Consider the following 14,708-nt stretch of genomic DNA (forward strand, 5'->3'; position numbering starts at 1 on the left):
TGGTTGCTTGGTGTCGCTCATACGGGCAAGACGCTTCGGGTCGGCGCTGAGGGCTTCGCGGACCTTGGTCTGGCGCTACTTCGCGTGGCGGGCGGCGATCGCCGCGAGGCCGGCCTGGAGGCGGCTCGCCGGCAGCCAGCGGCCGGCCAGCATCACGCCCGCCGTGCGGCGCGCATTGGCGATGTCGGCCAGCGGATCGGCGTCGAGCAGCAGCAGGTCGGCGCGCTTGCCGACCGCCACGGTGCCGAACAGCTGCTCCTCCCCGATGAACCGGGCGACGTCGCGGGTGCCGCCGGCCAGCGCCTGGAACGGCGTCAGCCCCGCATCGACCAGATATTCGAGCTCGCGGTGGAGCGCGAAGCCGGGGACGTTGAACCATTGCGGCGCGTCCGATCCGAGCAGCAGGCCGGCGCCGCCGTCGCTGAGCGCCTTGATCAGCCGCGCGCGTATCTCGATGAAGCGCCGCGCCCGTTCCGGCGAATAAGCGGGTTGCGCCTGGAGGTTGGCGCGGGCCTGCACCCAGCTCGCCAGCATCTGGCGCGGCACGTAGCGCATCTCCGGCCGGTCGGCGAGGCGGTTGTCCGGATCGGGCAGGAGGACGTGGCGCAGCAGGCTTTCGGTCGGAACGTTCCAGGTGCCCGCGGCCCGCGTGCGGCGGACCGCCTCCGCGATGCGTGCCTCGTCCACCCGATCGGTGAGATTGAAGCCGAAGAAGCCGGGCGCTCCCGCCGCCGCGGCGTCGGCGACCAGCAGCGGGAAATAGCCGTCAAGATGATCGACCGTCGCCTGCCGCACCTCGAAGGCGCGTTCGATCCCGACCTCGTCCGGCACATGGCCGCCGAACGGGATGCGCAACCGGTTGGCGGTCTCGGCAATGGCGTCGAAGCGCGGCCGGTCGAGCCCGGGGTGGATCTTCAGGAAGTCATATCCCGCCTGCCGCTGCTCGGCGACCATGCGGCGGCCGTCCTCCGGCGTCGCGACGCTGTTGCCGTTGAGCGACGGACCGGAGGTGTAGATGCGCGGGCTGACGATCTCGCCCCGCTCGGCCCGGGCGCGCAGCTCCAGATGATGGGGCGCGCCCAGCATCGAGCGGGCGAAGGTGATGCCGTTCGCGGCATAGAGGAACAGCACGTCCTCGGTCCATTGCGCGTCACCGGGGTTCGGCGGGACATGGGCGTGCATTTCCGCGAGGCCCGGCATCAGATAGCGGCCGCGCCCGTCGATCCGCACGGCGTCGCCGGGCACCCGGACCCGGCTTGCCGGACCCATCGCCACGATTCGGCCGCCGCGCACCACCACGGTCTGCGCGGGGATCGTCCGCTCCCGGTCCATCGGCACGACGGTGACGCCGATGAAGGCATAGGCGCCGGGCTGCGCGGCCGCCGCAGGCCAGGCGAGCAGGGCCGCCAGCAAGGCAAGGATGAACGCGCGCATGGCCTCTCCTATGGCTCGTGTCGGGATCGTGCGGAGCCGCGATGCCATAAGGCCGGCCCCTTCGTGAACCCCTTAACCTCCCTTACTGCTCGTTGAGCTGGGCGAGCCGCTCGGCCTCGTCCTCGGCGATCAGGGCCGAGACGACCTCGTCGAGGCCCGGCCCTTCCAGGATTTCGGGCAGGCGGTGGAGGGTGAGGTTGATGCGGTGATCGGTCACGCGCCCCTGCGGGAAATTGTAGGTACGGATGCGCTCCGACCGGTCGCCCGATCCGACCATCGACTTGCGCGCGCCGGCCCGTTCGCTCGCCAGCCGCTCGCGCTCGGCTTCGTAGAGGCGGGTGCGCAGCACCTTCAGCGCCTTGGCCTTGTTCTTGTGCTGCGACTTCTCGTCCTGCTGGATGACGACGAGGCCGGTCGGGAGGTGGGTGATCCGCACCGCGCTGTCGGTCGTGTTGACCGACTGGCCCCCGGGACCCGACGAGCGGTAGACGTCGATGCGCAGGTCCTTGTCGTCGATCTGCACGTCGACCTCCTCGGCCTCCGGGAGCACGGCGACGGTCGCCGCCGAGGTGTGGATGCGCCCGCCGCTTTCCGTCACCGGCACGCGCTGGACGCGGTGGACTCCGCTCTCGAACTTCAGGCGCGCGAACACGCCCTGGCCGGTCACGGAGGCGACCACTTCCTTGAAGCCGCCCATTTCGGCCGTGCTCGCCGAGATGATCTCGAACCGCCAGCCTTTGTCCTCGGCATAGCGCTGGTACATGCGCAGGAGGTCGCCCGCGAACAAAGCGGCCTCGTCCCCGCCGGTCCCGGCGCGGATTTCGAGCATGGCGGGCCGGTCGTCGGCCGCGTCGCGGGGCAACAGCTTCAGCGCCAGCGCCCGCTCCGCCTCCGGCAGCTTGCGGCGGATTTCTTCCGCCTCCTCGGCGGCCATGTCGCGAAGCTCCGGATCCTCGGCCATGCCGGCCAGCACCTCGAGCTCGGCCCGGAGCCGCCGGACCTCGCGCGCGGCCTCGGCCACCGGCTCGATCTCGGCATAGTCCTTGGACAGGCGCACGAACTCGTCCGCCGAAAGGTTCGGCGCCGCCATCGCGTTCTGAAGCTCGTCCTTGCGCGCCTCGATCTGTGCGATGCGCCGACCGGTGATGCGGGTCATGACTATAGCCGCACCTCGATATCCGCCGAGGAAGGGTTCTTCTGCGGTAGCAGTTCCAACTCAAACGATCTGGATAGAAGCTCGACAACTTGCCGCTCGTGCTCGAGCGGATCCATACTGCCCGATCCCCAACCCCGCTTGATGTCTACCTGAATGCCGCCGGAGGTTTCAGAGCGCAAAACCAGTATGTGACGAGGTTCGGCCTTTTGGGCCTTCAGGTACCGCTTCTTCGGAGCGCCAGATATAACAGCTTCGGTCGAAAATCCCGCGTATCGAAGTTGAGCCGCAAATCGGATTACCGCAGAAGATGAGACCAGCGCGTCATCTTCGGAGACCAACACGATATCGGGTCGGTCAGCATCCGGCTTCCCGATCAGCATCGCCAGCCGTTCGATGCCCGCCGCCCAGCCGACCGCCGGCGTGTGGGGGCCGCCAAGGCTCTCGATCAGGCCGTCATAGCGGCCGCCGGCCAGCACCGTGCCTTGCGCGCCGAGGCGATCGGTGACGAATTCGAAGGCGGTGTGGCGGTAATAATCGAGGCCGCGCACCAGCCGGGCGTTGCGGTTCCAGGCGACGCCGGCCGCTGCGAGCCCCTCCGTCACCTGCGCGAAGAATTCCGCGGCCTCGCCGCTCAGGAAGTCGTCGATGCCCGGCGCCGCGTCGGCGATCGGGCGGTCCTGCGGCGCCTTGCTGTCGAGGATGCGGAGCGGGTTGCGATCCAGCCTGGCGAGGCTGTCCTCCGACAGCTGCGCGCGGTGCGCCTCGAAATGGTCGACCAGCGCCGCCCGCCACGCGTCGCGCGTCGCGGCGTCCCCGAGCGTGTTGAGCTGCAGCGTCACGCCGTCCGCGATGCCGAGCTCCTTCAGCAGCTGGTCGGCGAAGGCGAGCAGCTCCACGTCCGCCAGCGGCTCGGCCGCGCCGATCACTTCCGCGTCGAGTTGGTGGAACTGACGGTAACGCCCCTTCTGCGGGCGTTCGTAACGGAAGACCGGCCCATGGGTCGCGAGTTTCAGCGTGCCGTGCTGCTGCCAGCCCTCGGACAGATAGGCGCGGCAGATGCCGGCGGTGAATTCGGGCCGCAGGGTGACCGAATCGCCGCCCCGATCCTCGAACGTGTACATCTCCTTCGACACGACGTCGGTCGTCTCGCCGATCGAGCGGGCGAAGACTTCGGTGGCTTCGAACACCGGGACTTCCACTCGCTGGAAGCCGTAGAGCCTGCGCACCCGGTCGAAGGTCGTGACGACATGGTGGAACCGCTCGGCCGTCTCGCCCAGCATGTCCTGGGTTCCGCGGATCGCCTGCACTTTGTTGCTCATGGCGGCGGCCATTAGCATTTTTGGCTCGCCTGGGAAGCGTTCGCACCTTATGGGCCGCGCCCATCATGAACATCGACCTCATTCCGATCGGCGACGATCCCCCCGCCAGCGTCAACGTCATCATCGAAGTCCCCGTGGGCGGCGAGCCCGTGAAGTACGAGTTCGACAAGAAGTCGGGCGCGATCTTCGTCGATCGCATCCTGCACACGCCGATGCGCTATCCGGCCAATTACGGCTTCATCCCGCACACCCTGGGCGACGACGGCGATCCGCTCGATTGCCTGGTGGTCGCGCGGTCGCCCTTCATCCCGGGCTGTGTGGTGCGCGCCCGGCCGATCGCCGTCCTCTACCTCGAGGACGAAGCGGGCGGGGACGAGAAGATCCTGTCGGTGCCCGTCGATTCCACCTTCCCTTATTACAACAATGTCGAGAAGGCCGACGATCTGCCGCAGATCGTGGCGCAGCAGATCGAGCATTTCTTCACCCACTACAAGGACTTGGAGCCGCAGAAGTGGGTGCGGGTCGGCCGCTGGGGCGACCAGGCGGACGCCCACCGCATCATCAAGGAAGCGATCGAGCGGCAGAAGGCAGCCAAGGCCGCGGCCTGATCTCCGCGCCCGGGCTGGACCTCGGGCGGCGCATCGGTCAAAGCCGGGCGATGCGCCGCCTGGTCCTCCCGCTCCTTGCCGCCGCCTCGGCATTGGCCGGCTGCGCGGCCCTTCCCCCGGCCGCGCCGCCCGCGCCGCAGCGCTCGGTGGCGGTGCTGGACGCCGCGAGCGCCGAGTCGCGCACCCTGGTCGCGATCGAGCGGATCGAGGCACTGAACCCGCGCCTCAACGCCGTCATCGCCGTCGATCCGACCGCGGTCGCGCAGGCGCGGGCGCTCGACGCGGCGCCGCGGCCCGGTGCGCTGTTCGGCATGCCCGTGATCGTCAAGGACAATATCGACACGCTGGGGCCGCTTCCGACCACCGCCGGCAGCCTCGCGCTGCGCGACAACGTCACCGATCGCGACGCACCGCTCGTCGCCCGGCTGCGCGCGGCGGGGGCGGTGATCGTCGGCAAGGCGAACCTGTCGGAATGGGCCAACATCCGCTCGTCCGACTCCATCTCGGGATGGAGCGCGGTCGGCGGCCAGACCCGCAATCCGCATGCGCTCAACCGCAACGCCTGCGGCTCCAGCTCGGGCAGCGCGGTCGCGGTGGCGGCGGGCATGGTGCCGGCGGCGATCGGCACCGAGACGGACGGGTCGATCACCTGCCCGGCCGCGATCACCGGCATCGTCGGCTTCAAGCCCACGGTCGGCCTCGTCAGCCGCACCCACATCATCCCGATCAGCCACAGCCAGGACACGGCCGGCCCGATGACCCGCACGGTGCGCGAGGCGGCCGACATCCTGACCACGATCGCCGGCAGCGACCCGGCCGATCCGGCGACCGCCGAAGCGGACGCGCGGCGGACCGACTATGCGGCCGCGCTCGACGCCGGGGCGCTGCGCGGCAAGCGGATCGGCGTCATGCGCTTCGCCGCGGGCTTCGGCACCGACGCGCCGTTCGAACGGGCGCTGGCGGTGCTGCGGCACGCGGGCGCGGTGCTGGTCGATATCGACGAGTTCCCCGGCCGCCGCGAGATCGGGCAGCACGAATATTCGGTGCTGCTCCACGAGTTCAAGGCGGGGCTCAACGCCTATCTCGCCACCACGCCGCCGCAGGTGCGCACCCGCAGCCTCGCGGACCTCATCGCCTTCAACAAGGAACATGTCGATCGCGAGATGCCGCTGTTCGGCCAGGACATCTTCGAAGCGGCCGAGGAAACCGGCGGCCTCGACTCCGCCGACTACCGGGCAGCGCGCGAGACCTCGTTCCGGATGGCGGGGCCGGACGGGATCGATCGCGTGCTGCGCGAGGGGGGTCTCGTCGCTTTGGTCGGGCCGACCATGCCCGCGGCCTGGTTCATCGACGCCGTCCACGGCGACCGGATCGGCGGCGGCGGCGCGGGCAGCCTCGCCGCGGTAGCCGGCTATCCGCACCTCACCGTGCCGATGGGCCACGTGCGCGGCCTCCCCGTCGGCCTCAGCTTCATCGGCCCGAAATGGTCGGACGGCCTGATCCTCGCACTCGGCTACGCCTATGAACAGGCCGCACCCCAACGGATCGAGCCCCGCCTCCTCCCCTCGATCGAGGACGCCCCCGAAGTGGCGCGGCACTTGGAACCGGTGCGGTAGCGCCCCCTCTCCCTTCGGGAGAGGGCTGGGGTGAGGGTCTCCGCCGAAAGTGGCAAATCCACAGACGTCGGGGACCCCCACCCTACCCTCCCCCACAGGGGGAGGGGGTTTGCGCCCCTCAGGCGGCCGCGTCCGCCGCCAGCGGCGGGCGCCGCCGCGCGGCGTGGATGCAGGCGCCGACGATCATCGCCGCGCCGGCGATGGTGAGGAGACCGACCGGTTCCCCGAACACGACGAGGCCGAGGAGCGCGGCCCAGACGAAGCCGGTATATTCGACCGGCGCCAGATGCTGCGCCTCCGCCCGGGCATAGGCCCAGGCGAGCAGCATCATCGATACGTAAGCGAGCCCCGCCGCGCCGGCGATCGCGGGCCAGTGCGCGGCCTCTGGCCACACCGCGAGCAGGGGCGCGGCGAGGAGGAAACAGCCGAACATGATGATGTTCATGAAGAAGGAGATTTCGAGCGGCTTCGCCACCAGCGCCTGCTGCCGCATCAGCACGATATTGTAGGCGTAGAGCACCGCCGAGCAGAGGATCGCGATCGATCCGTGGAGCGCCTCCGTCCCGAGATCCGCGCGTGCCTGGCCGGACAGGATGACGAGCACGCCGGCCAGGCCGAGCAGGGAGGCGACGATCGCCCGCCGCTCGATCCGCTCCTTGAGGACGATGGCGGCAAGATAGAGGGCGATGAGCGGCGCGACGAAGGCGAGCGCGATCGCCTGCGCCATGGGGACGCGGGCGAGGCCCCAGAAGAACAGCATCGCCATCGCGGTCGTGACGACGCCGCGGACGAGATGGATGCGCAGCACGGGCCGCGTCGGCCAGGAGCCGCGCCTGGGAAGATAGGCGGCCGCGCCGATCGCCGTCCCCGCCGCCGTGCGCCACAGCAGCGCGTTATAGGCGCCGATCGCGAGCGACAGCCCCTTCATCACGGCGTCCATGCCGGAATAGAGCGCGATGGCGAGCGTCGCCACCGCGAACGGCACGGCGATGGAGGGCTTCACTCCGCGGCTTGGGCGGGGGCGTCGGTGGTCGCCGCCTCGATCTCGGCCGCCTTGGCCTCGACCAGCCGGACGATGTGATCGACCATGTCGGCGTCCTGGACATGATGGTCGGTGACGCCGGACAGATAGACCATGTGCTTGCCGTTGCCGCCGCCGGTGATGCCGATGTCGGTCTCGCGCGCCTCGCCCGGGCCGTTGACGACGCAGCCGAGCACCGACAGCGAGAGCGGGGTGCGGATGTGCGACAGCCGCTCCTCCAGCGTCTGGACGGTGCGGATGACGTCGAAGCCCTGGCGCGCGCAGGACGGACAGGAGACGACCCGCACGCCGCGATTGCGGATGCCGAGCGCCTTCAGGATTTCGAAGCCGACCCGCACCTCCTCCTCCGGCTCGGCCGACAGCGAGACGCGGATCGTGTCGCCGATCCCGAACCAGAGCAGCGACCCGATGCCGATCGCGCTCTTCACCGTGCCGCCGCGCAGGCCGCCCGCCTCGGTAATGCCGAGATGGAGCGGGCAATCGACCGCGTCGGCGAGTTGCTGGTAGGCCGCGACCGCCAGGAACACGTCGCTCGCCTTCACCGCCACCTTATACTCGCGGAAATCATGCTCCTCGAGCAGGCGGATATGGTCGAGCGCGCTTTCGACCAAAGCCTCGGGGCACGGTTCGCCATATTTTTCGAGCAGGTCGCGCTCCAGGCTGCCGGCATTGACGCCGATGCGGATCGCGCAGCCGTTCGCCTTGGCGGCGTTCACCACCTCGCGCACGCGGTCGGCCGAGCCGATATTGCCCGGATTGATGCGCAGGCAGGCGGCGCCGGCATCGGCGGCTTCGAGCGCGCGCTTGTAGTGGAAATGGATGTCGGCGACGATCGGCACGCGCGCCGCGCGCACGATCTGCTTCAGCGCCTGCGTGCTCTCCACGTCGGGGCAGGAGACGCGGATGATGTCCGCTCCCGCTTCCTCGCAGCGACGGATCTGGCCGATCGTCGCGCGCGCGTCGGCCGTGACGGTGTTGGTCATCGTCTGCACGGTGACGGGCGCGTCGCCGCCGACGGGCACGTTCCCGACCATGATCCGCCGCGAGGGGCGGCGGGCGATATCTCTCCACGGGCGTACCGACATGGCCGCGATATAGGCGCTGCGGCGGTGGACGGGAAGCCGTCCTTTCGTCCGGGTTGGCTCAGGCGCCGGCTTTGGCTAGTGCGGTAGGCGTCCAGGATTAGGAGAGACTGATGAAGAAACTCGCTCTGGCCCTCGCCCTCGCCGTCGCGGTGCCGACCGCCGCGATCGCCCATCACGGATGGTCGAGCTACGACGCCGAACAGGTGATCGAGCATCAGGGAACGCTGACCGAGCTCAGCTGGGGCAATCCCCACGGCATGGCGAAGGTCCAGTTCCGCGGCCAGATCTGGGACGTGGTGCTCGCCCCCACCCGCCGGATGGAGGCGCGCGGCCTGACCGAGGCCGAGATCCGGCCCGGCCAGCGCATCACCCTGGTCGGCTATCCGCGCCGGGACGGCACGCCCGAAATGCGGATCGAGCGGGTGATCGTCGGCAACAAGACGGTCGAGCTGCGCTGATCCGTTGGAAGCGCTCGCCGGCCTCGCGGAGGCGCTCGAGACATCGTCCTTCGGCATCTGGGCCGCGCGTTCGGCCTGGGCCTATCCGATCGCCAACGTCGTCCATGTGCTCGGCCTCGTGCTGTTGCTCGGCGGCATCGGCATCGTCGACCTGAGGCTGCTCGGCGCCTTCCGCACCCTTCCGCTCGCGGCGGTGTCCGCCGCGCTGACGCCGCTCGCCGTCGGCGGCCTCGTGCTGCTGCTCGCGAGCGGCCTCACCATGTTCGCCGCCGATGCGAGCGCGATGGCGGCGTCCGGCACCTTCCGGCAGAAGCTGGTCCTGATCGCCGTCGCGCTCGCCAATGCCGCGGCCTTCCGCTTCCTGTTCGGCGGACGGGTGGCGGGATGGACGACGGCCCCGCCGCCGGCGGCGCGGGCGATGGCGCTCGCCTCGCTCCTTCTCTGGACCGCGGTCGCGGTGTGGGGACGGATGATCGCCTACAGCTGAGCGGCCTTCCCCGGCATCCTCTTTCTGCTAAAGCCCCGCGGCATAAGGAGAGCGTGCCATGCGTTGGATACCGTTGCTGCTTGGAGCCCTGATGATGACCACCCCCGCGATCGCCGCCGATTCCCAGACCGCCGCCGACCAGCGGCCGGGCTGGAGGCTCGTCATCCATGGCGGCGCGGGCGTGATCGAGCGCCACCGCCTCACCCCCGACAAGGACCGGGAGATCCGCGACGGGCTGGAGCGGGCGCTGGCGGCCGGCGCCGACATCCTCGCCGCCGGCGGATCGGCGCTCGACGCGGTCGAGGCGACGGCGAAGGTGCTGGAGGACGATCCCAACTTCAACGCCGGCCGCGGCGCCGTCTACACCTATCAGGGCACGAACGAGCTCGACGCCGCGATCATGGACGGGCGCACCCGGGCCGCCGGCGCCGCGACGGGCATCACCGCGACCCGGAACCCGATCACGCTCGCCCGGGCGGTGATGGAGCGCAGCCCCCACGTCTTCCTGAGCCGCGAAGGCGCGGACCAGTTCTCGCGCGAACAGGATCTCGATCAGGCGCCGCCCGAATGGTTTGCCACGCCCGAGCGGCTGCGCCAGCTGGAGGAGCTGCGGGCCCGCCCCAGCGCCGAATATTTCGACGTGGACCTGAAATATGGCACGGTCGGCGCGGTCGCGCTCGACGTGAACGGGCATGTCGCGGCCGCGACCTCCACCGGCGGCCTCACCGGAAAGCGCTGGGGCCGGATCGGCGATTCTCCGATCATCGGCGCCGGCACCTATGCCGACGACCGCGCCTGCGCCGTCTCCGCGACCGGGGCCGGCGAATATTTCATCCGCGTCGGCGTCGCGCACGAAATCTGCGCGCGAATTCGAATCGGCGGCGAAAGCGCGCAGGCGGCCGCGGATGCGGTGATGGCGGAAGTGGGCGAACTGGGCGGCACCGGCGGCGTCATCGTCGTCACGCCGCGCGGCGAGGGCGTCTACAGCTTCAACACGCCCGGCATGTACCGCGGCGAGGCTTCGGCCGCCGGACGCAGCGTCGCGGTCTACGGGGACGAATGATCGGCCGCTCCGGCTGAACGGCGGACCCGGGCGGGGCGTGGGTCCCGCCGAAGGGAGGCACGGCGGGACCCGACCCGATCGCCCCTAGGCCCGAGTCCCCCGTATTTCTACCAGCTTGTGCCGCCGGAGTCTCGCGCCTGACATCATGGCGTCACATGGCGGGACGCAAGGCCCGACGCCGCGGGGGTTCAGCCGATCACGAGTTCGTGACCGAATCTGAGGCCGATGCGGCCATCGCGCACCCAGCGCACGAAGGCGTGCATGCGGCTGCACGCCTCGAACTCCACCACGACATTTTCGCCGAGGCGGGGGTTGAGCGGACTTTCGATCTGGGTCCCGCGCGAGGAGATGTCGAGCACCGCGACATCGAAGGGCTGGCCGCGGAAATGCAGGGTGGCGCGGGTCACCAGCCCCTCGTGACGCGGCTCGGCGCGCCGCTCCTCGAACCGCAATGCCGCTTCGCCCATCCCCATCCCTCCCCTGGAACTGGCGTCAGCATGGGCGCGAATGGTTGCCGAACGATTAGCAACCATGCAGCGGTCGCACGGGTTGGGGAGATATGTTTGCCTCTCCCGAATGGCTCGATACCGTTCTGCGCGGCCTCATCCTCAGCGCCGCGGCGGTCGTCTGGACGGTGATCCTCGTCCGCATCGTGGGCCTGCGCTCCTTCTCGAAGATGACCGCCTTCGACTTCGTGGCGACGGTGGCGGTCGGCTCGCTGATCGCGCAGGCGGGCACGCAGGAGGAATGGGGCGCCTTCCTGCAGGCGCTCGCCGCGCTGGCGGCGGTGTTCCTCGTCCAGTGGCTGCTCGCCAAGGCGCGGATGCGGTCCGACACCTTCAAGCACCTGATCCGCAACAGCCCCATCCTGTTGATGGAGCGGGGCCGCTATCTCGAAGAGGCGATGGACAAGACGCGGGTGTCGCGGTCCAACATCCTCGAGAAGCTGCGCACGCAGAGCATCGACGACATCGGCAGTGTGCGCGCCGTGGTGCTGGAGACCACCGGGGACATCTCGATCCTGAGGGAGGGCGCCGACGAGCGCCTGCTGGAAGGGGTGACCCGGCTGTGACCGGGCCGCCCCTCCCCGTTTGGGCTCAGCGCTCCCAGAAATAAGGCTGGCGCTGGCGGTTGCCGGTCACTTCCTCGTTCAGTGTCGCCGCGTCGTAGAGCCGGCCGTTCAGCATCACCCGGTTGATCTTGTCCGAATTGCGGATGTCCTGCGTCGGATCGGCATCGAGGATGACGAGATCGGCGAGCTTGCCGGACTGGAGCGTGCCGATGTCGCGGAAGCCATAGGCCTGGGCCGGCACCACGGTCGCGGCGCGCAACGCCTCGATCGGGGTCATCCCGCCGCGCACGAACGACCACATCTCCCAATGGGCGGCGAGACCCTGCTGCTGGCCATGGGCGCCGATCGCCACCGGCACGCCGCGCTCCGCCAGCCGCCGCGATTCGCGGGCGCTGTACTGATCGGCATATTGCTCGTCCGGAGCGGTCGTCACCCGGATCGATCCGGCGAGCGCGCGCGGCGGCGCATGGCGGGTGAGCAAGGGATGCTCCCACACACGCGTCGCCTGGCGCCAATAGGGATCGCCGCCGGGACCGCCATAAGTGACGGTGAGCGTCGGATTGTAGCCGACCCGCGTCTGGCTGAAGAAGCTCAGCACGTCCTCGTAGAGGCGCGCCTGCGGGAGATTGTGCTCCAGCATCGTGTTGCCGTCGGCGATGATCGAGATGTCCATGCCGTAGAGCGAACCGCCCTCGGCCACGACCGCGATATTTTCGGCGAGGCCGGCGGCGACGACCTGCTGGCGCTGGTCGCGGCGGGGCTGGTTGTAGTTCTTGATGCTGATCGCGCCCTGCGATTTCAAACGGCGGACATGGGCGAGCGCGTCCTCGTAATTTTCGATGACGGCGAAGATGTTGGGCGACCGGGCGCCGTAGACGATCTCGCCGCTCGAAAAGAGCCGCGGCGCCAGGATGCGCCCGGCCCGCTGCAGCTCCGCGGCGGAGAATATCTCGGTCGCGCGGTTGGACGGATCGTGGATCGTCGTGACGCCGAAGGCGAGATGGGCGTGGGCGGACCAGTTCTGCTGCGGCACGATGTCGTCGACGCCCTGCGGACCATGGGCATGGCCGTCGATGATGCCGGGGATGATCGTCTTGCCGGTGACGTCCACCACCTGCGCGCCGGCCGGGATCGCCACGTCGCCGCGCCGCCCGACCGCGCGGATGCGGTTGCCGTCGATCAGGATCGCGCCGTCGTCGATGATGCCGCCGGCTTCGTTGGCCATGGTGACGATGCGGGCGCCGACCAGGGCGACCTGGCCCTGCGGGCGATCGGCCGCCGCCTGCATGGCGAGCGAGATGCCGGTCCGGGGCGGCGTATAGGCGGCGGCACCGGTCGCCGGCGCGCTGCGGACGAGGGCGGCGGTGTCGGCGGTGAACAGGTTCGGCCCCATCGTCCAGGCGAGCGTCCGCCCGTTGGCGCCCCAGTGGAAATATTGTCCGCCGTCGCCGGTCGCGCGGGTGGCGGGGAACTGGGTGGCCTTGGCGCCCACCGTGATCGTCGCGGCGCCGGGCATGAACGGCATCACGAACACGTTGTAGTTTTCGCGGAAGGCGAGCGTCCGGCCGTCGGGCGAGACTTCGTAGCTCGACACCATCGCGCCCTCGGCATGGACGCGCCGCCCTTCGCCGTTCATATCGACGCTGATCAGCTTGCGCTTGCTGTCCTCGGTGACTTCCAAGAACAGCCGGTCGCTCGCGGCGCCGAAATGCGGGCCGTCGCCGGTGCGGGTGATCCGCACCGCCTCGCCGCCGGCCGCGGGGACGCGGTAGACGCCGGTGTCCTGCGACCAATCGGGCGAGGTGAGCGCGCCGCCGGCGCCTTTTTCGAACACGATGGTCGAGCCGTCCGGAGAGAAACGCGGGCGGCGATAATGGCCCGGCTGCTGCGTCGCCGCGCGCATCCCGCTGCCGTCGGGCGCGACGGTGCGGATTTCACCCAGCCGCGCGTCGTTCCAGCTGACGAAGACGATGCGGCTGCCGTCGCGCGACCAGCTGGGGAAGAGCTGGAAATCGCCGTCGTCGGCGGTGAGCGGCCGCGGCTGACCGGCGCCCATATCCTTGATGTAGAGCCGGCCCAGGCTTTCGAACACCACCTGGCGGCCGTCCGGCGACACGGCGGCGAAGCGGGGAATGCGGGTGGTGAAGCTGTCGGCGGCGACTTCGACCGGCGGCCGGGGCGGATCGATCACCTCGCGCGTGTCCGACACCTGGAACGGGATTTCGGCGGCGCCGGTGCCGTCCGGATTGACCCGGCGGATCTTGCCGCCGGCCCAGAAGACGATGGAGCGGCTGTCGGGCGTCCAGGCCATGTTCGGGTAGACGCCGTAGACCGCCCAGGTCTCCTGCACGTCCTGATCGAGATCGTCGTAGATCTTGCGCTCCTCGCCGGAGACGAGGTCCTTCACATAGAGCTTGGACTGGGCCATCTCGCGCCGGACGAAGGCGAGGTAGCGGCCGTCCGGCGACGGGTTCGGGCGCACCGCGCCGCCCGGCCCGGCGGCGACCGTCGTGCGCTCGCCGGTCGCCATGTCGTAGCGCTCGATCGCATAGAGCTGCTGGTTCGAATCCTGCGCATATTGGAAGATCGGGCCGGGCGTCGTGTCGCGGCTGAAATAGATGGCGTCGCCGCGCGGCGTGAAAGTCGGCTCGCCAAGCTCCTTCTGGTGCTGCGGGCTGGGCCGGGTGACGAGCGCCACGCCGTTGCCGCCGCTCACATGATAGAGCCAGATCTCGCCGGTGCCGAGCGAGCGCTGGGTCGTGAAATGCTTGCGCGCCGCGATATATTGCCCGTCGGCGCTCCAGGTCGGGTTGTTGAGGAGCTCGAACGTCTCCTTCGTCACCTGGCGCTTGCCCGAGCCGTCGGCGTTCATCACCCAGATATTGTCGCCGCCGCCGCGATCGGAGGTGAAGGCGATCTGCCGCCCGTCGGGCGAGAAACGGGGCTGCTGTTCGTAGGCGAGGCCTTCGGCGATGCGGGTCGCGCGGCCGCCTTCGATCGGGATCGTGTAGATGTCGCCGAGCAGGTCGAACGCGATCGTCCGCCCGTCCGGGCTGACGTCGAGGTTCATCCAGGTCCCCTCGTTGACGTTGATCCGCACCTGGCGGGTCTGCAGGCGCGGCGGAGCATTCACGTCCCAGCTGGGTCGCTGCGTCTCCCGCTGCCCTCCCGGCTGCGGCTGCCCGCGCTGCGCGAAGGCGTCGGCGCTGAGCGCCGTGGAGGAAATGAGGAGCAGCGAGAGGGCGGCGATGCCTTTGATCACGGGGGCGGTCTCCGAAAGCGGCGCGGGAATGCGGCCAGGGGTTCTTCTTGCGGGGCCGGACGCTGCAACATCGCACCGGCGAGCGCAAGCGCCGGCGACTACCGTA

Annotated in this window: 13 protein-coding genes; 6 read left to right on the plus strand and 7 right to left on the minus strand. The window is 69.8% G+C overall.

Features of this window, described 5'->3' with window-relative positions; all coding sequences use genetic code 11:
* Positions 1-75: 75 nt before the first annotated feature.
* The 3 genes from ACK4K7_RS06795 to hisS all read right to left on the minus strand — a co-directional run bounded on the left by ACK4K7_RS06795 (position 76) and on the right by hisS (position 3,921).
* Positions 76-1,434 (minus strand): amidohydrolase family protein, encoded by a 1,359-nt coding sequence (locus ACK4K7_RS06795; protein ID WP_431864605.1) that lies wholly within the window; start codon positions 1,432-1,434, stop codon positions 76-78.
* 82 nt (positions 1,435-1,516) lie between these two features.
* The gene (gene prfA / locus ACK4K7_RS06800; protein WP_431864607.1) at positions 1,517-2,590 is read right to left on the minus strand and encodes a peptide chain release factor 1; all 1,074 of its coding nucleotides are present in this window, start codon (positions 2,588-2,590) and stop codon (positions 1,517-1,519) included.
* A gap of 2 nt (positions 2,591-2,592) precedes the next feature.
* Positions 2,593-3,921, minus strand: a complete 1,329-nt coding sequence (gene hisS / locus ACK4K7_RS06805; RefSeq protein WP_431864608.1) for a histidine--tRNA ligase — start codon at positions 3,919-3,921, stop codon at positions 2,593-2,595.
* 53 nt (positions 3,922-3,974) lie between these two features.
* Between hisS and ppa the strand changes: the two genes are divergently transcribed.
* Both ppa and ACK4K7_RS06815 read left to right on the plus strand, forming a co-directional pair.
* A complete protein-coding gene (gene ppa, locus ACK4K7_RS06810; RefSeq protein WP_431864610.1) occupies positions 3,975-4,517 on the plus strand; it encodes an inorganic diphosphatase in 543 nt (180 codons plus the stop codon).
* 50 nt (positions 4,518-4,567) lie between these two features.
* Positions 4,568-6,133 carry an amidase gene (locus ACK4K7_RS06815; protein ID WP_431864611.1) on the plus strand — a complete coding sequence of 522 codons (1,566 nt, stop codon included), beginning with the start codon at positions 4,568-4,570 and terminating at the stop codon, positions 6,131-6,133.
* Between the two features lie 118 nt (positions 6,134-6,251).
* On the opposite strand, the gene ACK4K7_RS06820 is transcribed toward ACK4K7_RS06815, so the two are convergent.
* Positions 6,252-7,073 carry a DMT family transporter gene (locus ACK4K7_RS06820; RefSeq protein ID WP_431864911.1) on the minus strand — a complete coding sequence of 274 codons (822 nt, stop codon included), beginning with the start codon at positions 7,071-7,073 and terminating at the stop codon, positions 6,252-6,254.
* Between the two features lie 59 nt (positions 7,074-7,132).
* Complete coding sequence (gene ispG, locus ACK4K7_RS06825) at positions 7,133-8,260, minus strand: flavodoxin-dependent (E)-4-hydroxy-3-methylbut-2-enyl-diphosphate synthase (RefSeq protein WP_431864613.1); 1,128 nt, start codon at positions 8,258-8,260, stop codon at positions 7,133-7,135.
* Positions 8,261-8,370: 110 nt separating this feature from the next.
* Here ispG and ACK4K7_RS06830 point away from each other — a divergent pair, with 110 nt between their 5' ends.
* The 3 genes from ACK4K7_RS06830 to ACK4K7_RS06840 all read left to right on the plus strand — a co-directional run bounded on the left by ACK4K7_RS06830 (position 8,371) and on the right by ACK4K7_RS06840 (position 10,268).
* Positions 8,371-8,718, plus strand: a complete 348-nt coding sequence (locus tag ACK4K7_RS06830; protein ID WP_431864615.1) for a DUF6152 family protein — start codon at positions 8,371-8,373, stop codon at positions 8,716-8,718.
* Between the two features lie 4 nt (positions 8,719-8,722).
* On the plus strand, positions 8,723-9,205 hold the full coding sequence (locus ACK4K7_RS06835) for a DUF6644 family protein (RefSeq protein ID WP_431864617.1): 483 nt from the start codon (positions 8,723-8,725) through the stop codon (positions 9,203-9,205).
* 91 nt (positions 9,206-9,296) lie between these two features.
* Positions 9,297-10,268, plus strand: coding sequence for an isoaspartyl peptidase/L-asparaginase family protein (locus tag ACK4K7_RS06840; RefSeq protein ID WP_431864619.1), 972 nt, complete (start codon positions 9,297-9,299; stop codon positions 10,266-10,268).
* Between the two features lie 188 nt (positions 10,269-10,456).
* Here ACK4K7_RS06840 and ACK4K7_RS06845 read toward each other — a convergent pair whose 3' ends face one another.
* Positions 10,457-10,735 carry a PilZ domain-containing protein gene (locus tag ACK4K7_RS06845; protein ID WP_431864620.1) on the minus strand — a complete coding sequence of 93 codons (279 nt, stop codon included), beginning with the start codon at positions 10,733-10,735 and terminating at the stop codon, positions 10,457-10,459.
* Positions 10,736-10,827: 92 nt separating this feature from the next.
* On the opposite strand from ACK4K7_RS06845, the gene ACK4K7_RS06850 reads away from it, so the two are divergent.
* The gene (locus ACK4K7_RS06850) at positions 10,828-11,340 is read left to right on the plus strand and encodes a DUF421 domain-containing protein (RefSeq protein WP_431864621.1); all 513 of its coding nucleotides are present in this window, start codon (positions 10,828-10,830) and stop codon (positions 11,338-11,340) included.
* Positions 11,341-11,365: 25 nt separating this feature from the next.
* Here ACK4K7_RS06850 and ACK4K7_RS06855 read toward each other — a convergent pair whose 3' ends face one another.
* Complete coding sequence (locus ACK4K7_RS06855; protein ID WP_431864622.1) at positions 11,366-14,602, minus strand: amidohydrolase family protein; 3,237 nt, start codon at positions 14,600-14,602, stop codon at positions 11,366-11,368.
* Between the last annotated feature and the right edge of the window lie 106 nt (positions 14,603-14,708).

It is taken from the genome of Allosphingosinicella sp. (assembly GCF_046295735.1).
Lineage (GTDB): Bacteria > Pseudomonadota > Alphaproteobacteria > Sphingomonadales > Sphingomonadaceae > Allosphingosinicella.